The organism is Traorella sp. mt218 (assembly GCF_055420025.1).
This window is the reverse complement of the sequence record NZ_JBVAYM010000018.1, coordinates 1-21,303: the sequence shown is the minus strand read 5'-3', so window position 1 is coordinate 21,303 and position 21,303 is coordinate 1. Positions and strand designations below refer to the sequence as shown.

Sequence of the window (21,303 nt, the reverse complement as noted above, 5' to 3'; positions counted from 1 at the left end):
AACTCTTTTATTAAAAATTAATTATAAAAATTTCACAGTGGTGTGAAATATGTGATGTGAGTCCCCCTTCTCTTTTTTATAAAATAATAGGTATGTAAAAGAAAGGAGGTTTTTTATGAGTGAAAGAAAATTTTTATGGGGATCGGCAACAGCCAGCTACCAATGTGAAGGGGCATGGAATGTCGATGATAAGGCAGAATCCATGTGGGATCGGTATCTTCATGAAAATGATCTGGAAAATGGTGATGTTGCCTCAGATCATTATCATCACTATAAAGAAGATATTCGCATGATGGCTGAGGGTGGTCAAAATGCCTATCGCTTTTCAATCTCATGGCCAAGAGTCATCAAGAATAAAGAGGGCGATGTAAATCCAAAAGGAATTGCATTTTACAGCGATCTGATCGATGAATGTTTAAAAAATGGCATTGAGCCTTATGTTACCTGTTATCACTGGGACTTGCCGCAGTATTGGCAGGATGAAGGCGGATGGCTGAATAAGGATGTTGCCTATGCTTTTAAGCATTACTGTGAGGTTCTTTTTAAGGCCTTTCGTGGCCGAGTGAAATATTGGTCAACCTTTAATGAACCAAAATGGTTTATCTTCAGCGGTTATATGTCGGGGAATTATCCGCCATGTCATGTAAATCAGGTTCAAGAGGTCATCGAATGCTGTTACAACGTGATGCTTGCCAATTCCTTGGCTATTCAGGCATTTAAAGAAATGAAGATCGAAGGAGAGATCGGTATGGTCGCTTCTTATCAGACGATCTATGCCGATCAGGATGATGAAGCCAGCCGGCAGGCTATCCGCAATGCGGATAACTACTGCAACAACTGGCAGGTGGAAACCGCATGCATAGGAGCTTTTCCAAGTGATATGGTCGAAAAGCTGAAGAATCAGGGATATGATCTGTCTTTTGCGAAAAAAGAGGAACTGAAGATCATTCATGATCATACGGTTGATTTTATCGGATTGAATTATTATTCACCGCAGTATGTCATGCCATATCAGGGTGGTGAAACGATCGTCAAGGTGAATAACCAGGGTAAAAATTATAAAGGAAATCTGCATACTGTCGTAAAAGACTGGTTTGAGATCGATGATGAACTGATGAAACGATTGCCGCATAATCCATGGGGCATGGTCATTTATCCACAGGGATTGTATGATGCGATCAAAAGATGTTCCAAATACCATGTACCGATGTATATCACGGAAAATGGTTTAGGTATGTATGAGGATATTCATCAGGAAGGTATTCATGATCGTGAGCGTATTGATTATATCAAAGAGCATGTACGCTGCCTGTTGAAGGCAAAAGAAGACGGATATGATGTCAATGGTTATTTTGTCTGGTCGCCTTTTGATTTATATTCATGGAAAAACGGCTGTGAAAAGCGTTATGGACTGGTAGCGGTAGATTTTGAAAATAATTGTCAGCGAATACCAAAGGATTCTTATTACTGGTATCGTGATGAGATCAAAAAGAATTGGGAGGATTTAAAAAAATGATCAACGTAATATTAGTGTGCAATGCAGGCATGTCAACGTCTTTGCTGAAAGCACGCATGAATGAGCTCGATGAAGGAAAATATTGTGTCGAGGCTTACAGCGAACAGGAGTATGCAAAGCATGCCGATCATGCGGATGTGATTTTAGTGGGGCCGCAGGTTCGCTATCTGATCGACAATATCAAGGCTAAGACAGGAAATAAGATTCCTGTGGAAAGCATAGATCCATTGGCATATGGAAGGATGAATGCCGCCAAGATCCTTCAGCAGGTGGATTCCATCGTAGGTAAAAAGTAAAGGAGAAGAGTATGGAAAAATTTATTAACTGGCTTGAAAAGACGATGCTGCCGGTTGCAAACAAGATTGCCAAGCAGCGCCATTTAATGGCTATCAGGGATACGTTTATGACGATCTTACCGCCTATTTTCTTTGGAGGTATCATCGCTGTCATCAATTCAGCACCGGCGGTTGAAGGGACAACCAATGGCTTTATGATCGCATGGGCGAATTTTGCCAGTGAGAATGCGGTAATCTTGAGCTGGCTGAATACGGTGACATTGGGGTTCTTATCTTTCTATGTGTGCATCGGTATCACTTATTATCTGTGCAAGCATTATGAAATTACACCATTTATGCCAATCGTCATTGCCATTGCCGGTTTTATGATGCTGACAGCTGAACCGGTTGAATTATCTTTTGGAAATGTATTGGGACAATTGACTTATTTTGACGGCAAGGGCATGCTGGTTGCGATCTTTGTATCTATTGCAACCGTAGAAGCTTATCGCTTCTTGACAGAACATCATGTCGGTGAGATCAAGATGCCGGACAGCGTGCCTCCTGCACTGACCACTTCTTTTGGATCACTTGTTACTTGTATCATTATCTTGGCTGTGGATTCATTGCTCTTTATCGTTTGTTACAAGACACAGGGCGTTGGCTTTGCACATACGATCATCAATGTTCTTTCACCGGCTATTGAAGCTACAGATAACATCGGTACCGCGATCCTTGTCGCAATCTTATTGAATCTTGGATGGTTCTTCGGTATCCATGATGCGATCTGGAACGGTTTCTTATCACCGATCGAATATGGTACTTTGTCGATGAATGCGGCTGCTAAGGCTGCCGGAACAGCATTGCCTGCTGTATTTACCGTATCTTTCTGGTGCTACTTTGGTATCATTGGCGGACTTGGCAACTGCCTGGCATTAGGTATCCTTTGTCTGTTATCCAAGAGAAAAGATATCAAAACGGTAGGTAAACTGGGAATCGTACCGGCATTCTTCGGTATTTCTGAACCGATTACCTTTGGTTTACCGATCATGTTGAATCCGATCTTATTCGTACCATGCATTCTGACAAGTGTTGTCAATGTAACGGTCAGCTATCTTTTGATGTCAAGCAATATCATCGGACGTACTTATGCAATGCTTTCTTATAATATGCCGTCGATCTTTGGATCTTATTTTGCTACCGGAGATTTCAAGGCTGTTATTTTGATCATCGTGCTGATTCTTATTGATATGCTGATCTATTATCCATTCTTCAAGGCCCATGAAAAAGCGACGGAGGATATAGCTGAAGAATAAACCGTAAATCGGGGGCCTTATCTTATATGTGATAAGGCTTCGAATAGGAGGAAAATTATGGAAGATGAAAAACAGGTCGAATCGTTTACGTTGATCTTGCATTCGGGAAATGCGAAATCAAGCGCCATGGAAGCGATCCGTGCTGCGAATCAGGGAAATTATGAATTAGCTGAAAACAAGCTTCAGGAAGCAAATGAGGAGCTTACGATTGCCCATCAGATGCAGACCGATCTATTAACAAAGATGTCCCGTGGTGAAGAAGTCAAGGTCGATATTCTTATGGTACATGCACAGGATCATCTGAGCTCAGCGATCCTGATCAATGATTTAGCGAAACAGCTGATTGCCATGGAAAAAGAAATTCAGGAATTAAAGGCTGTGATTCATGAGCAAAGAAAAGCTTAAGAAATATGTCATTTTTGTACTGGGATCTTTCATCATGGGCATTGGCATCGGTCTTTGTAATTATGCCGATCTCGGTGTTGATCCGATGTCCGTGCTGGTTTTAGGATTGTATCAGCGGCTGCATGTCAGCTTTGGAACGATGAATTTATTGATTTCACTGGTACAGCTGGTGATTGCCTGTCTTTTAGATAAGAAGAATGTAACGATGGCGACTCTTTTGGCAATGATCTTTGTATCGGTAGGCATTGATACTTTTGGACTTTTGCACCTTTCGGATAACCTGTCAGTTTTTCTGCTTGATTATCTTTGGTTATTGGGCGGCATCTGTATTTACTGCTTTGGCATTGCCTTAAGCCAGCTGCCGCATTGCGGCTATACTTCTTATGATGGAGTGATCTTTGGACTGAAAAGATATACAGGCTTTTCTTATCATACCATTCGATGGGGCGTTGATCTTTTATTTCTGATATCCGGTATTCTTTTGAAAGGAACAGCGGGTATCGGATCTTTACTGATCCTTTTGCTTGCCGGACGACTGGTAGAGATATTTCATGAATGGTTAGAAAAAAATGTAGGAGGAAATCTATGGCTTTAAGAAAAGATTTTATGTGGGGTTCAGCAACCGCTTCTTATCAGTGTGAAGGTGCATGGAATGTGGATGATAAGGCTGAATCCATGTGGGATCGCTATCTCCATGAGGGACATTATGAAAATGGTGATGTTGCATCGGATCATTATCATCGCTATGAAGAAGATATCCGTATGATGGCTGAGGGTGGTCAGAATACTTATCGTCTATCACTTTCATGGCCGCGGATCATTAAAAACAGAGAAGGTGACATCAATCCGAAAGGCATTGCTTTTTATAGAAATCTTTTACAGTGCTGCAAGGATCATCATATCATACCGTTTGTCACCTTGTATCACTGGGACTTACCACAATATTGGGAAGATCTCGGTGGCTGGCTCAATGAAGATACCTGCTATGCTTATGAACATTATGCAAAGGTATGCTTTGAGAATTTCAGCGATCTGGTTGATCATTGGGTTACCTTTAATGAACCAAAGTGGTGTACCGCTTCCGGTTATCTGGTCGGCAATTATCCGCCGGGTCATCATGATGTGCAAGAGATGATCACGGCTGCCTATCATATCATGTATGCAAGTGCACTGGGTGTAAAAGAATTTAAAGAGGGTCATTATCCGGGACAGATCGGTATCGTCCATTCGTTTTCACCAGTCAATGGTATCGATGATACGTTAAAGACACGCATTGCCATGCGCTTTGCGGATAATTATTCCAATAACTGGGTCTTGGATACGGCTGCCAAGGGAGAAATTCCATTTGATCTTTTATGCGTATTGTCACAAAAATATGATCTCTCTTTTATCAAAGATGAGCATTTACCGATCATCAAGGAAAATACCGTACAGTTTTTAGGTTTGAATTATTATTCACATACCCTTGTAAAACCTTATACGGATGGTGAAACGACATTTACGGTCAATAATTCCGGTAAAAACAGCAAGGTAAAAAATACGGTAAATATCAAAGGCTGGTTTGAACAGATCACAGATAATCCTGATGCCATTTATACGGAATGGGGAACGGAAATTTATCCGCAAGGATTAGAAAAAGGTCTGATCGAAGCCTATGGTAAATATCATTTGCCAATCTTCATCACCGAAAACGGTGTCGGTGTCCGAGAGGATGTCAGTGTTGAGCGTGTTCATGATGATTATCGTATTTCTTTTATGAATGATCATATCAATGCGATCATGAATGCAGTTGATAAAGGCGTAGATGTTCGCGGTTATTATGCATGGAGCAGCTTTGATCTGTATTCATGGAAAAATGGCTGTGAGAAGCGTTATGGATTAGTGGCCGTTGATTTTGAACATGATCTGGCACGTAAGCCTAAAGACAGCTATTACTGGTATAAAGAGATCATTGAAAGCAATGGTGAAAAAATCAAACGCAAGCAATGGTTTAAATAAGAAAGGTGCAGATATTCTGCACTTTTTATTTAGAAAGAATAGTATCGGCTTTTAAAAATTGGTTATTTCTATGGTTGTCTGTTTATGGATTTATTCATATATTCGTATTGTATTTAATCTTTCTTGACAAACTAATGATATTAGTTTTATCATAAAACTAATGATACGAGTTAGGAGTGATAATATGCCAAGACAAGGATTGAGTAAAGAAAGCGTTGTTCAGGCAGCTGTTGATTTAATTGAAGAAAAAGGTGTTTCTCAGTTTTCAATGGGAAAGCTTGCTCAACGGTTAAAGATCAAACCTGCTTCTCTTTATAATCATGTGGAAAGCATAGATAAGCTGATGAAACTTGTGGGAGAAGAGGCTATTTATCAGCTGGTACGGTTGGAAAATCAGGCGATTGCCGGGAAAAAGAAAAATGAGGCTCTTTTTGCCTTAGCTGAAGCATATCGCAGTTTTTCGAGAAATCATTATCAGCTTTATCAGGTAATAATGGCTTTTCCAAAAGAAAATGACCTGGTTTTGAAACAGGAAGCCGGGGAGATCATTTCACCTTTTTTAAAAGTTCTTGCTGATTATGGGCTGACAGAAAATCAGCAATTTCACTGGCAGCGGGTACTTCGGGCGATGATGAGCGGATTTGCTTTTCATGAACAGGCGGGTGGTTTTTCTTACTTTCCGGCGGACCAAGACGAAAGCTTTTATATTGCCATGCAATGTATCGCAAATGGTCTGTGTCAAACAGGTGGTGAGAAACGATGAAAACAAAGGAAGAAATTCTGTTTCAAGAAACTCCTGTAGGACGTGCACTGCTTTCTTTGGTCGTTCCTACGGTCATCAGCCAGATCATTACTGTCATTTATAACATGGCGGACACATTTTTTATTGGTCAGATCGGAGACCCTAATCAGGTGGCGGCAGTTTCATTGTGTATGCCTATGTTTGTCTTTCTTACAGGATTGGCAAATCTGTTTGGTATAGGTGGCTCAAGTTTAATTGCTCGCAGTCTGGGAACAAATGACCACGATAAAACAAAGCGGGCGGCCGCATTCAGTATTTGGACAGCTGTCGTAGTATCTTTGCTTTATGGTATCGGGTTATTGATGATGCGCTCTGTCATACTCCCTGTTGTGGGAGCAAATGCGGAAACTTATGACTTTTGTTGCCAATACATCTTTTGGACGATTACCATAGGTGCTGTTCCGACAGTGTTGAATCAATTGCTGGCGCATCTGGTGCGTGCAGAAGGGCATTCTGCTCAGGCAAGTTTTGGTGTAGCTCTGGGTGGTGGTTTGAATATTATCTTGGATCCAGTTTTTATTTTTCCATTGGGATTGGAAATTGCCGGAGCTGCTATTGCTACGATGGTATCTAATTTAATTGCGACATTTTACTTTATTTTTCTTCTTTCTCGTAAAGAAAATACAACTGATATTTCTTTCTATCCAAAATTCTATACATGGAAAGAGAACATACCTAAAGAGGTCTTGCTCGTTGGAATTCCCAGCTGTCTGATGACATTGATGGGAGTTTTGTCCAATATTACGATTAATCGGCTGATGTCCGGTTATTCAAATGCTGCAGTAGCAGGTATTGGTGTCGCAAAAAAAGTAGATATGCTTTCTTTTGCCATTGCGACCGGTATGTCCCAAGGGGCACTGCCTTTAATTGGATATAATTATGCTGCTAAAAATTATAAGCGTATGAAAGCTGCTCTTAAAGTAGATTTTCTCATTAGTTTTATTGTAGCTTTGATTGGATCAATTTTTCTTTTCACCTGTGCGAGCCCTATCGTAAAAGCATTTATCAACGACGAAGAAACAGTGTATTATGGTCAAATGTTTCAGCGAATCATCTGTATCACGGGTCCTTGTATTTCGGTGACGATGCTGACAATCACCTCATTTCAATCTGTTGGGAAAAAGATAGAACCGATGATTTTGTCTTTGCTTCGCAAAGGTGGATTGGACATTCCATTTATGTTTCTTTTGAATAATTTGAAGGGGGTGAATGGTATCGTGTGGGCAACACCGATTGCAGATTTAGGGGCCATGGTAGTAGCTGTCGTCTTATTTGTTCCATTTTGGCAGAGATTATCGGATCAGAAATCGAATAGAAATATCGTATAGCGTTCATTATGAGTGGTAGAAAAAAGCTTTTGTTTTGGTACTGGAGCTTTATATTTATGTTATCATCTTCTTTTTAAGATCATATTATCATGTGCTTCAATATGTAACATGTTTTGTATTTGAATGATTTTATCATTTAAAAGATCGTGATAGCTTCCTGCCGGGATTTTTACTTCTGATGGATGATCGGCACAGTTGAGGGCGATGAAGCAGTCATTTCTTTGAAAGACGAACTGTTCATTGGTCAGATAGATTTGCTTGTAGTGAAGATCATGAAAGCTTTCTTCGTTTTGTTTGATCTCTCCTAATTTCTGAATGTGAAAGAGCAGATCATTTTGTTTGATATCACTAAGACAAACCTCTGGCCGCAAAGCCTCATCACTGGTTTTCGAACGCTTACCGGTGATGCCCCACTCACTGCCGTAATAAAGGCTGGGGATGCCGCACATCGTATAAAGCAGGGTCATGACGTTTTTCAGATCACGCGGATCATGAAGGACTGAGGCAATGCGATCGACATCGTGATTATCGACAAAGTTGTAGAGATAGAGATTTTTATAGATGCCATAGTCACCGTGCTGGCGATTATAAGCATAGGCAATTTCAAAATAATTTTTGGTGTTATGGGAAGAATAGATGCCTTTGTAGCATTCATAATTTGTCACTGAGTCAAGCATTTCCGCATTGGCCCATTGATTATAATCACCATGGATCACTTCGCCCATCAGCCAGAAATCTTTTTTCTTTGCGTGGGTGAAACTTTTTAATTGTTTAAAAAAATGTGGCGGAATACAGTTGGCTGCATCAAGGCGCAAACCGTCGATATCGAATTCATCGATCCACATATTAACGGCCTGAAGCAAGTGATCACAGACATTTTGATTATATAAATTCAGTTTGACAAGCTCATAGTGACCTTCCCAGCTGTCATAGCTGAAAGGATCGTGGTATGGGGTGGTACCGTCAAAACGCAAATTTGAAAACCAATCCTTATAAGGTGACTCCCATTTTTTCTCACAGACATCCTCAAAAGCCCAGAAGTTTCGTCCTACATGGTTAAAAACACCGTCAAGGACAATTTTGATCTGATTTTCATGCAGCTTTTGACAAAGCTGTTTAAAATCTTCATTGCTTCCCAGACGGGGATCGATCTGATTATAGTCGATCGTATCATAGCCATGGCTTGAGGAAGCAAAAAGAGGTCCGATATATAAGGCGTTGACATGGAGGGAGTGCAGATGATCGATCCATGCTTCAAGATGACGGATGCGGTGAACGGTTTGATAGGTCTGATGCTTTTCACAGCCGAAAAAGCCAAGGGGATAGATATGGTAAAAGATAGCGTTTTGTGTCCAATGATTCATAGAAATACCTCCGTTTTCATTATACCATATGTTTTCATTGGAAAGTTTTTATATCGCAATGTTTTTATGTTCGCTTTTGTGGTAAAATAAATGAAAGCGAGGAGTTTTTTATGTCAAAAATATTATTGGTAGATGGAAATGCAATGCTTTTTAGAGCGTATTATGCAAGCAAATATGTAAGAAGGATGACAACATCCAATGGAATCCCGACCAATGCGGTCTATGGTTTTATCAGCATGTTTAAAAAGGCGGTCGAGCTTTTACAGCCGCAGTATGTCTGTGTGGCTTGGGATGCAGGAAAACCGACCTTCCGTCATCAGGCCTATGATGCCTATAAGGGAACAAGAAAGGAATTGGATGAGGATCTGATCGTACAGATGCCGATCATCCGCGAATATCTGGATTGTGCGCATATCTTTCGTTATGAGCAGGAAGGCATTGAGGCTGATGATATCATCGGTACGCTTTCAAAGATGTATTCTGATCATGAAACCGTTATTTTATCGAGTGATCGGGATCTTTTACAGCTGATCGATGATTCGACCTCTGTCTTATTGATGAAAAAAGGAATCAGTGAGATGCATCTGGTCGATGAAAAGGAGTGTCTGGAAAGCTTTGGGGTGACGCCTTCACAGATCATTGATCTGAAGGGTCTGATGGGGGATGCAAGCGATAATATACCGGGAGTCAAAGGTGTTGGAGAAAAGACGGCCCTGCAGCTTTTGAAAAATTATGGAAGCGTAGAGGGCGTTTATGAGCATATTGATGAGATCAAGGGAAAGCTAAAGGAAAAGCTGACTGAAAACAAGGAAACTGCTGAGTTGTCCTTATATCTGGCAACGATCGTCCGTGATGCACAGCTGGATATGGCATTAGAGGATTGTCTGTTTCAGATCGATGATGCCGGACAGAATGAATTTTTGCGTAAGTATGAGATGAAATCGTTGCTTGTGGAAGTGAAGAAGGATGAGGAGGTTCATGAAAAAAATGAACGTCGTTTTGAGGTGGTCGATTCTTTTTCGATTCTGAAGGATGGTGTAAGTCTTGCTTTGGATGTCGACCAGCAGGAATATGATCATGCCAATATTTATGGTATTGCCTTTTCTGATGGCCATATCGTGGAATATATGCCATGGGATCAGTTTTTGAAGGATGAGGATGCCAAAGCTTTTCTTGCGGGAAACGCTTCTAAATATGTTTATGATGTGAAAAGGCTCTATCATCTTTTTGATCGTGAAGGTGTCCGTGTCCAAATTGATTTTGACTGTATGATCGCTGCGTTTTTGATCGATAATAATATTAATTCTTATGAGGCTTTTATTGAGAAATACCAGTTTGATACGGAAAATCCTGATGAGATCTATGGTAAAGGCAGCAAGATAAAATTGGCGGATGAAACGAGCCGTCATGAATATATGTGCTCTTTTTGCGGACATCTTTATGAAACAGGTGCTCAGCTGAAAGAGGATCTGGTGAAGAATGGCTGTGAAAGCTTGTTTAAGGATATTGAGATGCCATTGTCCTATGTCTTATTTGAAATGGAGAAGAACGGGGTTTGTGTCAATCAGGGCATCCTTGATGAGATCGCTAAGAAAAATCTTGTTAAGATCGATGAATGTACGAAGCATATTTATGAGTTGGCAGGACATGAATTTAATGTCAATTCGCCGAAGCAGTTAGCGGTCGTCTTGTATGATGAACTGGGTTTGAAGGCCGGAAAGAAGCGTAGTACGGCGGTCGATGTGTTAGAAAAGCTGCGCTTCCAGCATCCGATCATTGATGAGATCCTGAAGCAGCGTAAATATCAGAAGCTGTATTCAACCTATGCGGTAGGACTTGTCAAACATATTCAAAGCGATGGCAAGATCCATACGACCTTCCATCAGTGTCTGACGACGACCGGACGACTTTCAAGCAGTGATCCGAATTTACAGAATATCAGCGTACGTGATGAGGATGGCAAGGAAATCCGTAAGGCCTTTGTTGCCAGTGAGGGTTGTGTATTGGTGAGTGCTGATTATTCACAGATCGAATTGCGAATGCTGGCCCATATGGCCCATGTGGATAAAATGATCGATGCGTTTAAGCATAATGCGGATATCCATACGGAAACGGCGATGCATATTTTTCATGTGAAGAAGGAAGAAGTGACGTCGCTGATGCGCCGTCAGGCGAAGGCGGTCAACTTTGGGATCGTTTATGGAATGAGTGCCTTTGGGTTAAGTGAGCAGTTGAATATCTCACCGAAAGAAGCAAAGGATTTTATCGATCGTTATTTTGAAACATATCCGAATATTCAGAAATTTATGAATCAGTGTGTTGAGGAATGTGAACAAAAGGGTTATGTGACGACCTTGTTTAATCGTAAGCGTTATATTCCTGAAATCCATGATAAGAATTATATGGTACGTGAGTTTGGCAAGCGTGCGGCGATGAATGCCCCGATTCAGGGCAGCAGTGCTGATTTGATCAAGGTAGCCATGAATAATATTCATCAGAAAATGGAAGAAAAGGGATGTAAATCGAAGATGATCCTGCAGATTCATGATGAACTGATCTTTGATGTGCCACAGGATGAGGTTGAACTCATGAAGAAGCTTGTAAGTTATGAGATGGAACATGCCATGGAGCTGTCTGTTCCTTTAAAGGCCGAGGCAAGTGTTTCTCATAACTGGTATGAGGCAAAGTAATGCCTGAATTACCGGAAGTTGAAACGGTCCGCGCTACCTTAGAGGCACAGCTGCAAAGCAGGGTCATTGAGGATGTGAATGTTTTGTGGCGGAAGATCGTGGATCAGGAATTGGATGAATTTAAACGTATCTGTCATCAAAGGATCATTAAATATGATCGATACGGAAAATATTTACTTTTTAGATGTGAGGATGTCACTTTGATTGTGCATCTCCGCATGGAAGGAAAATTTTATATCTTAGAGGATGAAAAGCCTTATGATAAGCATGTGCATGTAATCTTTAAGCTGGATAACGGAAAGTATCTGCAGTATCACGATACTCGTAAATTTGGCCGCATGAAGGTCATTGACAATGATCAGGTGGAATATTACCTGCAATCAAAGAATTTGGGAAAAGATGCGATTGATGAAAGCGTCGATCCGCTTGATTTATATAAGAAGTGGCATATGAAAAAGATTCATTTGAAAAAGATGCTGCTGGATCAGAGTTTTTTAGCGGGCATCGGTAATATCTATGCCGATGAGATCTGTTTTTCATGCGGACTGGATCCGGTGAGCCGAGTCTATGATCTTTCCAAGAAAGATTTTGAAAATATCGTCTTTCATACGCAAAGGATCTTAAAGGGAGCGATTGCCAGTGGTGGTACGACGATCCGTTCTTATACGAGCTCTTTGGGGGTGAATGGCCTTTTTCAGCTGAAATTAAAGGTACATGCACAGAAAACCTGTCAGGTTTGTCACGGACCTGTCGAAAAATTTATATGTGATGGAAGGGGAACCTATCGATGTGTAAGATGTCAGAAGAAAAAAAGAAGGCGTGGATAGCGATCAGTGGTACGATGGCCAGCGGAAAGTCCAGCGTGCTTGCTTATTTGAAAGAGAAGGGCTATGCTGTTTATGATTGTGATGCGATCAATGCCTCTTTACAAAGAAAGGGTGAAGAGGGCTATGAGCGCATGGTCGAAGCGTTTGGTCATGAAATATTAAATAAAGACATGGAGCTTGATCGAAAGAAAGTGGCAAGTCTTGTATTTTCAAATGAGCATGAGCGAAAAAAGCTGGAGGGCATCATGCATCCTTTGATCTTGCGACGTTTAAAACAAATCAGGGAAACTTTAAATGAAACTGCATTCGTGGAGGTTCCTTTATTATATGAATTGGGATGGGAAAAGTATTTTGATTGTGACTGGCTGATCGTTGCGGATGAGAAAAAGCTGATAGAGAGATGTCAAAGATATCGCCAGATGGATGAAAAGACAACGCTTGCACGTATCCAGGCTCAGATGAGCGTTGAGGATAAGAAGAAAAGAGCCCGAGTGATCATTGAGAATAATGACGATCTCAAGAGCTTATATCAAAAGGTTGATGACCTTCTGGAAAGGAGCAGCCATGAGTGAGATCAAGTATCAGATCGAACAGATCAAATCGATCGATTCGGAAGAACTGGCAAGCTTTGCGATTCTTTATGCGCCTTTGATGAAGCCTCTTTCTTATCAGTTTTATCTGTTGATGAGCGCAATCTTAGAGAGCCATGGCAGGATCAAAAATGCACGTTTTTTCTGTGAAACGCTGCATTGTACACCTTTGGAGCTGACGCAGGCCAGGGAAGAGCTGGAACGCTTCATGCTTATAAGAACGTATCAAAGTGCGGATGAGAAAAGTCTGATCATCCAGCTGCGGCCGATCAAACGAGGCTTTAAGTTTTTGAATCATGAGGTCTTAGGACGGTATTATCTGATGAAGATGGGGTCAAAGGCCTATCAGTTTGCGCTTTTATGTTTTAAGGATCCTACGCTTTCACTGGAAGGTTATGAAGATATCAGCAAGCCGTTTCAGGCTTCGGATATGAGTGATTATTCGATGAAGGAGGAAAACGAGTTTCAGGTTTACCGGATTCAGCGGCAGGATAAAAAGGGTGGATTTGATATGGCTCGTTTCTTAAAGAAATGCAGCCGGCTCATTTTTCCCAACGATCAGCGAAATAAGGAAAATTTAAGTGTGATCGAGGAGATGGGAAGCTATTATCATGTAGCGATCGATGATATGATTACCTTTGTCGGTCAGGCAACGCCCAGTAAGACGATGCAGTTTAATCCTTTGCGATTTAAAGAACTGGTACGTAAGAAATATTTACCGCTGCAAAAGGAAAATGAAAATGAATATGATATCAATCCCGTACGTTTCCTTCAGAAAAAGCAAAATGGTGTCATGCCAAGCAATGCGGATGCACGGTTGCTTGAAAATCTGAGTCAGCAGTTTAAACTAAAGGATGAGGTCATCAATATCATGATCGAGCATATCTTAAACCAAAATGACAATCGTCTGGATAAGAACTATGTAGAAAAGATTGCCGGTACATGGGTCAGAAATGAGATTGATTCAGCTGAAAAGGCCTTTGAGGCCTGCCGTCCTAAAGAAAGGAAAACAATCACTAAAAAGAAAGCTGAACGAAAGCTGCCGCAGTGGTATATGCAGGAAGAAGAGGATTATGAGGCAGCCAGTGAGGAAGAAATTGCGGAATTTAAGAAGATGCTGGAGGAATTGGAGAAGTAATGGAAGAGGTCAAGTGGAATATTCAATTGAATGAACAGCAGGAAAAGACACGACAGGAAAATATTGCTTATTGTCTGCATGATGAAGATGTCTTACATTTTCTCAAAGAAAATGATTTGGATGAGAGCTTTATCAGGGAGCATTCCGCCAAGCTGAAGCAATGGGCAGAGAATAAGAAGGTCTGTGCAGGCTGCCAGGGTCTTGAAGAGTGCCGTTTCGATCATGGGAAAACGTTTGAGATCGTTATGGATGATGGCTTTTTAACGCAGGTTTACAGCAAGTGCCGGTATTTGAAGAAAGAGGAAGAAAAAAGTCAGTATCTGAAGAATTACCGTCTTTTCCATGGAAATAATGAGATGAAGCTCAGAGAGTTTTCGATGCTTGATATCAAGCGCAGCGATTCAAAGGAGCTTTTGGAGGTAAGCAAGCTTCTGATGGCGAGCGAGCATGAAAGAAAGGGAATTTATTTGCATGGCAAGCCGGGGATCGGCAAGACGTTTTTGATGAATTGTATGGCAAATCTGTATGTGAAAAAAGGAAAAAGCGTTGCCTTTGTCAATTCACCGACGCTGATCAGTGATCTTAAGAATGGTTTTGCGGTGAATGGTATGGTAGAAAATACTTTGAATATCTTGAAAAAGTGTGACGTATTGTTCCTTGATGATATTGGCGGTGAAAGTATCAGTGCGTGGAGCAGGGATGAGATCTTGATGCCTTTATTGAATGAGCGGATGGAGAAAAATATGAAAACGTATTTCACCAGCAATTACAGTTTTGATGAATTGGAAGAACATTTTAGTATTGATTCCAGAGGCAATATAGATAGGATCAAGGCCAATCGGCTCATGGAGAGGATTAAAGCGGTTTCAGCTGAAAAAAACCTGAAAGGTGTGAATCGTCGCTTGTAATTCGCTAGTAAATAGATGAAAATAATGGTAAAATAGCAACGTGCTAAGGAGATGAAGATATGGTAAAGCGGATCGGGGTTCTTACTTCCGGAGGCGATGCTCCGGGAATGAATGCAGCAATACGTGCGGTCGTACGTGTTGCCAATAGCGCCAATATTGAAGTCTACGGCATCTATGACGGATATCGGGGACTTGTTGAAGGGTATATCGAGCCATTGACACGTTCAGATGTGTCGGATATCATTGACCGTGGTGGTACGATACTGGGTTCGGCCCGTTTGCCCGAGTTTAAAGACGAAAAGGTTCAAAGCGCAGGTATCCACCAGTTGAATAAAAGAGGGATCGAGGCTCTTGTCGTCATTGGTGGAGATGGTTCTTATCGTGGAGCACTGGCTTTAAGTCAGGCGGGAATCAACTGTATCGGACTCCCGGGAACGATCGATAATGATATCCCTAGCACTGATTTTACGATTGGCTTTGATACAGCCTTACATACTGTTGTTGAAGCTGTCGATAAGCTGCGAGATACTTCCAGCTCTCATCATCGCTGCAGTGTCGTTGAAGTGATGGGCAACCGCTGCGGAGATTTAGCTTTGTGGGCCGGTATTGCCTGTGGGGCGGAAATCGTCGTAACTGCACAGACGGGATTTGAGGAAACGGAAGTTCTTGAAAGATTAAAGGAATTTGATGTCATAAAGAAAAAGCGTCATGCAATTGTCATCATTTCAGAGAAGATCACGGATGTGGATGCTTTTGCGAAAAAGGTATCCTTGAATACGGGCTTCTCGGGAAGGGCGACGGTACTCGGCCATGTGCAGCGGGGTGGAAGTCCTACGCCGCAGGATCGTGTATTAGCCAGCCGTATGGGGGAAAAAGCCGTTGAGCTTCTGATTCAGGGAATCGGAGGACAATGTGTGGGAATCAAGGATAATCAGATTATCTCTGTTCCTATCGAAGAGGCTTTGGATATTCCTCGTTCGAGCAGAAAGAAGTTGCAGCAGCTTTTCGACCGACTTGTTTAGTGAGGAGAAAACAAAAATATGGAAAGAAAAACAAAGATTGTTTGTACGATTGGACCTGCTACGGAATCAGAAGAAATGCTGATAAAGATGGCACAGACAGGAATGGATGTTTGCCGTCTGAATTTTTCACATGAAACACATGAAGAGCATTTAGTTCGTATCAACCGTATTCGTAAGGTTGCAAAAGAAACGGGACTGAAGTTTTCAATTCTTTTGGATACAAAGGGACCGGAAATCCGTACAGGAGTATTTAAAAATGGACAGGAAACATATGCAAAGGGTGATATCGTAACACTTTGCAAAGAGGAAATTGAAGGAACAAAAGAAAGATTCCAGATTCAGTGTCCGGAAGTATTTGATGATGTTGAAGAGGGTGGAACGATCCTGATCGATGACGGTAAGGTTCGTCTGACAATTCTTGAAAAGCATCCGGATGAACTGGTATGCCGCGTTGAAAATCCGGGTGTGATCAAAAACCGTAAGGGATGTAATGTTCCGGGCGTGAAGCTTTCGATGCCTTTTATCTCTAAGAAGGATGAAAGTGATATTCGTTTTGCATGCCGTCAGAATCTTGATTTCATTGCCGCAAGCTTTACAAGAAGAAAACAGGATATCCTGGATATTCGTAAGATCCTTCAGGAAGAAGGAAATGATCGTATTCAGATCATTGCCAAGATTGAAAACCAGGAAGGCTATGACAATTTAGATGATATCTTAAATGTTGCCGATGGTATCATGGTTGCCAGAGGTGATCTAGGTGTTGACGTTTCTGTTGAATTGGTTCCTATCTATCAGAAGATGATGATCAAGCGTGCCAATGAATACGGTAAACCGGTCATCACAGCTACTCATATGTTAGAGAGCATGCAGAATAATCCGCGTTCAACACGTGCTGAAGCAAGCGATGTTGCGAATGCCGTTTTGGATGGTACGGATGCGATCATGCTTTCAGGTGAAAGTGCAATCGGAAGTTATCCGTTGGAAGCTGTAAATACGATGGTACGTATCTCAACAGCAATGGAAGAGATCCTTCCTTATCGTGAAAGATTAGAAAAGGCTATTTCTACTTCCAGAAAGACGATTGAAGATGCGATCGGTATCGCTGCAGCTGATTCAGCTTTATCACTGGAAGCAGCCGCTATCATCTGCTTTACAAGCAGTGGAAATTCGGTTAAGCGTATTTCTAAATACCGTACGAAATCACCGATCATTGCCGTATGCTTTGAAAAAGATGTTGAAAGAAGCCTGGCATTGCAGTGGGGTGTTACAACTTATTTAAGCGATGTTCAGAATACACAGCTGAATGAGTGTGAATTAGCTCGTCGTATTGCCAAGGAGCATGGTATCAAGATCGGAGAAACGATCATTCTGGTTGCCGGTTATCCACAGGGTACAGGTGCTACAAATACGTTGAAAATCATTGAAGTACGATAAAACAAAAGTAAACAAAAAAATATGTTTGAATTTGAATTAAAAAATCAAAATCAAACATTTTTTTGTCTTAAATTAAAAAAATTAAAAAAAAATCATGTAATTCAGACAAATTATTTGCTATCCTAAAAGTATGGAGGTAGACAATATGAAAGTAATTGTAAAAGATAATTATGATGAAGCAAGCTTAGAAGCATTTAAGATCATGAAAGAAGTTGTTGTCAATAAACCTAATGCCGTTTTAGGATTAGCAACAGGATCAACACCGCTGGGATTGTATAAGAATATGATCGAGGATCATAAGAAAAACGGAACATCTTATAAAAATATTACAACCTTTAATCTGGATGAATATGTAGGTATTGATCGCAATCATCCGGAAAGCTATTATACATTCATGAATAAGAATCTGTTTAGCGGTCTGGACATTCCTGCAGAAAATGTACATCTGCCTTATGGTGATACGAAAGAAGACTGCGATGCTTATGAAAAGGCCATGGAACATGTCCAGGTCGATATCCAGCTTTTAGGAATCGGTGGTAACGGACATATCGGTTTCAATGAACCGGGAACATCTTTTGATGAAACGACGCATATCGTTGAGCTTCAGGAAAGAACAAGAAAAGACAATGCTCGTTTCTTTGATAATGATATCAATCAGGTACCTACGCATGCCATTACGATGGGTATTGCGACGATCATGAAAGCCAGCAAGGTCTTGCTGATTGCTACCGGCGAAAACAAAGCTGATGCAGTGAAGGCCATGATCGAAGGGCCAAGGGATACAAGCTGTCCGGCAAGTGCTTTACAGGCACACAAAGATGTGGTCGTTATTCTGGATAAGGCTGCTGCCAGCAAGCTTACAAAATAAATATTGAAAGGCTTATGAGCGATCATAAGTCTTTTTTTTTCGTTTGATCATGATAAAAGGTGATCAAGCGATCACCTTTGTTATGTTTTATTCTAAAGTACCTTTTTCTAAAGCCAATGTCTTAGTTGTGATGTCACATACTTCTGACGGTCCGTAATACTGAATAGCACCTGGATAAACGAAGCATGTATTTTCAGCCCATTCTTCACGGTGAGCTTCAAAATATTTGAATGGCTTGCCTTCCAGCTCTACAAGAGCTTTTTTGATAACCGGCTTATCTTCACCATGTCTTCTTTCGATATTCATCATCTTTGTGATCGGCATACCACCGGCTACCCATTCACTTGCCGGCTTAGAAAGATTGGATACTTTTGATAAATAACCGTTATAGCCATACTGGATCAGCATGAAAGCATTGTAACCTAACGAGTAGCAGTAATCAGCATCGAAGTTAGAAGGGAAGGCACATCTTCCTTCATAACCTAAGAAGTGATGTAAAGCACTGAATTTACCCTTATATGTACCGGCTTTTCTTCTTTCTTCCAATTTATCTTTTACTAAAGCTGAGAATAATTTTTCAGATTCGATCAAAGAAACCTGAACATTTCCATGAGGATCTCTTTCAAGGAACAACTGCTGCTGGATGCTTTCCGGAAGGATCGCAAATACTTCCATAGATTCCTTTGTCAGACCCTTTTCAATAAAGGCATATTTGTCAGCCCAAGCAGGCAGTGCATTGAAAGCCTCAGCCTTGCTTCCGGCAAGAAGCTCATTGATTTCCTGAATCAATACAGAAAATTCAGGGACAAACTCAACCACGCCTTCAGGAATGATCGCAACACCAAAGTTCATGCCCTTAGCAGCTCTTTTTTCAACAGAATCAGCAATGTAATCTGCAATCTGGGAAAGTGACATCTTCTTTTCCGCAACTTCTTCAGAGATCAGACAGATATTCGGCTGTGTTTCCAGAGCACATTCCAAAGCAACATGAGAAGCACTGCGTCCCATGACCTTGACAAAGTGCCAATATTTCTTAGCAGAATTGGCATCTCTTTCAATATTACCAATGATTTCACTATAAGTCTTTGTTGCTGTATCAAAACCAAATGAACATTCGATATCGTCATTCTTCAGATCGCCGTCAATCGTTTTAGGACAACCGATGACCTGAACACCTGTATCATGAGCAGCAAAGTATTCAGCAAGTACCGCAGCATTGGTATTTGAGTCATCACCACCGATGATGACGATGGCTGTAATTCCATGCTTCTTGCATACTTCCGCAACGATTGCAAACTGTTCATTTGTTTCCAGCTTGGTTCTTCCTGAACCGATGATATCAAAGCCACCCGTATTACGGTATTCATTGATATATTCATCATCAAAGATCAGATAATCATCTTCAATAAGTCCGATCGGACCAATTTTAAATCCATAAAGCACATTTTCAGGATTTGTCGCTTTTAAAGCGTCATAAAGACCGCAGATAACGTTATGTCCTCCCGGAGCCTGTCCGCCTGAAAGAATGACACCTACGACCTGTTTTTTGGCTTTGGAAGTATTTTCTCCTTTCGCAAACGTAATTTCCTTTTTTCCATACGTGTTCGGGAAAAGTGCCTTGATCTTATCCTGATCAGCAACGCTCTGCGTTTCTTCGCCTTCCTTCACACAAATATCCGCAATACCGTTTCGAAGCATTCCCGGAAGCTTTGGGGAATACTCATATCTTGCTTTTTGCAGTGATGAAATTTTCATGATTCCTCTCCTTTTCTAATTCACATACATTTAAATTTTATGATATTTCAAACAAAAAGTAAACTGTTTTTACACTTATTTTAAATAGGAGCCTTGGCCATATTTTCAATATTTGTTTTTGAAGGTTCTTGTGAATTTATCATTTCAGAGAGTGACTGTTTAAATTTATTTTCCATCTTTTTGTTTTCTTCCGGCAGATATTTGATCCTATATTTAAGATTAGCTATTTTGTTCTTTTTAACAGAATAGGAAGTCGGGCAGAAAATCAAACGATGCTCAGGTTCACCAAATTTACATTCCTGATCGATCATGAAATAAAAGAAATTCTTGCAGATATACTGATTGATATCCATATGCTTCTTTCTTAGATTGTCAAGATGATCGAGCCGATTGGTTGACGTTACAAAGGTTACAAATTCATCATTGGCAAATCTATCTCTGATTTCTAACAATGATAAAGGAAGCTTATTTTCATCAATAAAATAGCCATCAGTCGTAGGATCCAGCATGATCCATTTATTAAGCTGACGATCAAAGATCTCAACAACGACATGGTTATCATAATCATAAGGTGAATAAGGAAGAATCGAAACCCTTCTGGCATAAATCTGCAGTGCCAGACAGCATTCTTCTAAGATCTTTGATTTATTTAAACAATTGATACCATGTTCTTTATTATTTAAACTATATTCTAATAACTTCAAGGCATTGCATTCGATATGATTATCATACCAAGAATTGTGATGAAGTCTTGGAGCAAAATAATGAAGCAGGCGTTTTGCCTTTTGAAAATCACTGCCTTTTTCCACAATAGCTGTTAACTGATACTTTTCTTTCAATTCATGGAATTCGGGACAGGTAAAATCATAACTGATCGTTTCATGGTTTCCTTTTTCAAATTCCTGATAATTCAATAAGATACCGCTGTAAATATGTAATTTTTCTTCTGCAATTTCAATTTTATTCATAAATTTTCTCACTTTCTATCAAAATTATAATTCTGATGTATTTGAAATTCAAATATCATTATATGATTTAAAAAAGAATTTTTTGACAGATGAGGACAT

General features: G+C 40.6%; 19 protein-coding genes. 16 read left to right on the top strand and 3 right to left on the bottom strand.

Features of this window, described 5'->3' with window-relative positions; translation table 11 throughout:
* Positions 1 to 115 precede the first annotated feature (115 nt).
* The 8 genes from ACZYT3_RS09445 (at position 116) to ACZYT3_RS09410 (ending at position 7,640) form a co-directional block, all read left to right on the top strand.
* Positions 116 to 1,516, top strand: a complete 1,401-nt coding sequence (locus tag ACZYT3_RS09445) for a glycoside hydrolase family 1 protein (protein ID WP_464088467.1) — start codon at positions 116 to 118, stop codon at positions 1,514 to 1,516.
* Complete coding sequence (locus tag ACZYT3_RS09440; RefSeq protein ID WP_464088466.1) at positions 1,513 to 1,812, top strand: PTS sugar transporter subunit IIB; 300 nt, start codon at positions 1,513 to 1,515, stop codon at positions 1,810 to 1,812. Before ACZYT3_RS09445 ends, ACZYT3_RS09440 begins: the two co-directional genes overlap by 4 nt.
* Positions 1,813 to 1,823: 11 nt before the next feature.
* Complete coding sequence (locus tag ACZYT3_RS09435; RefSeq protein WP_464088465.1) at positions 1,824 to 3,107, top strand: PTS sugar transporter subunit IIC; 1,284 nt, start codon at positions 1,824 to 1,826, stop codon at positions 3,105 to 3,107.
* A gap of 57 nt (positions 3,108 to 3,164) precedes the next feature.
* Positions 3,165 to 3,512 (top strand): PTS lactose/cellobiose transporter subunit IIA, encoded by a 348-nt coding sequence (locus ACZYT3_RS09430; protein ID WP_294562963.1) that lies wholly within the window; start codon positions 3,165 to 3,167, stop codon positions 3,510 to 3,512.
* Entirely contained in the window at positions 3,493 to 4,107 is a 615-nt protein-coding gene (locus tag ACZYT3_RS09425) for a YczE/YyaS/YitT family protein (protein ID WP_294562962.1), read from the top strand. Before ACZYT3_RS09430 ends, ACZYT3_RS09425 begins: the two co-directional genes overlap by 20 nt.
* Positions 4,098 to 5,510 carry a glycoside hydrolase family 1 protein gene (locus tag ACZYT3_RS09420; protein ID WP_294562961.1) on the top strand — a complete coding sequence of 471 codons (1,413 nt, stop codon included), beginning with the start codon at positions 4,098 to 4,100 and terminating at the stop codon, positions 5,508 to 5,510. Before ACZYT3_RS09425 ends, ACZYT3_RS09420 begins: the two co-directional genes overlap by 10 nt.
* A 184-nt stretch (positions 5,511 to 5,694) precedes the next feature.
* Positions 5,695 to 6,273: a TetR/AcrR family transcriptional regulator gene (locus ACZYT3_RS09415; protein ID WP_464088464.1), complete on the top strand. Its 579-nt coding sequence runs from the start codon at positions 5,695 to 5,697 to the stop codon at positions 6,271 to 6,273.
* Positions 6,270 to 7,640 carry an MATE family efflux transporter gene (locus ACZYT3_RS09410; protein WP_464088463.1) on the top strand — a complete coding sequence of 457 codons (1,371 nt, stop codon included), beginning with the start codon at positions 6,270 to 6,272 and terminating at the stop codon, positions 7,638 to 7,640. The genes ACZYT3_RS09415 and ACZYT3_RS09410 overlap by 4 nt, the downstream gene beginning before the upstream one ends.
* A gap of 62 nt (positions 7,641 to 7,702) precedes the next feature.
* On the opposite strand, the gene ACZYT3_RS09405 is transcribed toward ACZYT3_RS09410, so the two are convergent.
* Positions 7,703 to 9,004: an alpha-amylase family glycosyl hydrolase gene (locus ACZYT3_RS09405; RefSeq protein WP_464088462.1), complete on the bottom strand. Its 1,302-nt coding sequence runs from the start codon at positions 9,002 to 9,004 to the stop codon at positions 7,703 to 7,705.
* 110 nt (positions 9,005 to 9,114) lie between these two features.
* On the opposite strand from ACZYT3_RS09405, the gene polA reads away from it, so the two are divergent.
* The 8 genes from polA to nagB all read left to right on the top strand — a co-directional run bounded on the left by polA (position 9,115) and on the right by nagB (position 18,481).
* Positions 9,115 to 11,694, top strand: a complete 2,580-nt coding sequence (gene polA, locus ACZYT3_RS09400) for a DNA polymerase I (RefSeq protein WP_464088461.1) — start codon at positions 9,115 to 9,117, stop codon at positions 11,692 to 11,694.
* Positions 11,694 to 12,521, top strand: coding sequence for a DNA-formamidopyrimidine glycosylase (gene mutM, locus ACZYT3_RS09395; protein ID WP_464088460.1), 828 nt, complete (start codon positions 11,694 to 11,696; stop codon positions 12,519 to 12,521). Before polA ends, mutM begins: the two co-directional genes overlap by 1 nt.
* Entirely contained in the window at positions 12,482 to 13,093 is a 612-nt protein-coding gene (gene coaE / locus ACZYT3_RS09390) for a dephospho-CoA kinase (protein ID WP_294562955.1), read from the top strand. Before mutM ends, coaE begins: the two co-directional genes overlap by 40 nt.
* Positions 13,086 to 14,249, top strand: coding sequence for a DnaD domain protein (locus tag ACZYT3_RS09385; protein ID WP_464088459.1), 1,164 nt, complete (start codon positions 13,086 to 13,088; stop codon positions 14,247 to 14,249). The genes coaE and ACZYT3_RS09385 overlap by 8 nt, the downstream gene beginning before the upstream one ends.
* Complete coding sequence (locus tag ACZYT3_RS09380) at positions 14,249 to 15,157, top strand: ATP-binding protein (RefSeq protein WP_464088458.1); 909 nt, start codon at positions 14,249 to 14,251, stop codon at positions 15,155 to 15,157. Before ACZYT3_RS09385 ends, ACZYT3_RS09380 begins: the two co-directional genes overlap by 1 nt.
* A 59-nt stretch (positions 15,158 to 15,216) precedes the next feature.
* The gene (gene pfkA, locus ACZYT3_RS09375) at positions 15,217 to 16,179 is read left to right on the top strand and encodes a 6-phosphofructokinase (protein WP_294562952.1); all 963 of its coding nucleotides are present in this window, start codon (positions 15,217 to 15,219) and stop codon (positions 16,177 to 16,179) included.
* 18 nt (positions 16,180 to 16,197) lie between these two features.
* Entirely contained in the window at positions 16,198 to 17,613 is a 1,416-nt protein-coding gene (pyk, locus tag ACZYT3_RS09370; protein WP_294562951.1) for a pyruvate kinase, read from the top strand.
* Positions 17,614 to 17,758: 145 nt separating this feature from the next.
* Positions 17,759 to 18,481: a glucosamine-6-phosphate deaminase gene (gene nagB / locus ACZYT3_RS09365; RefSeq protein WP_294562950.1), complete on the top strand. Its 723-nt coding sequence runs from the start codon at positions 17,759 to 17,761 to the stop codon at positions 18,479 to 18,481.
* 87 nt (positions 18,482 to 18,568) lie between these two features.
* On the opposite strand, the gene ACZYT3_RS09360 is transcribed toward nagB, so the two are convergent.
* Both ACZYT3_RS09360 and ACZYT3_RS09355 read right to left on the bottom strand, forming a co-directional pair.
* Positions 18,569 to 20,236, bottom strand: coding sequence for a diphosphate--fructose-6-phosphate 1-phosphotransferase (locus tag ACZYT3_RS09360; RefSeq protein ID WP_464088457.1), 1,668 nt, complete (start codon positions 20,234 to 20,236; stop codon positions 18,569 to 18,571).
* An 80-nt stretch (positions 20,237 to 20,316) separates the two neighbouring features.
* Complete coding sequence (locus tag ACZYT3_RS09355) at positions 20,317 to 21,204, bottom strand: hypothetical protein (protein ID WP_464088456.1); 888 nt, start codon at positions 21,202 to 21,204, stop codon at positions 20,317 to 20,319.
* Positions 21,205 to 21,303: the final 99 nt, after the last annotated feature.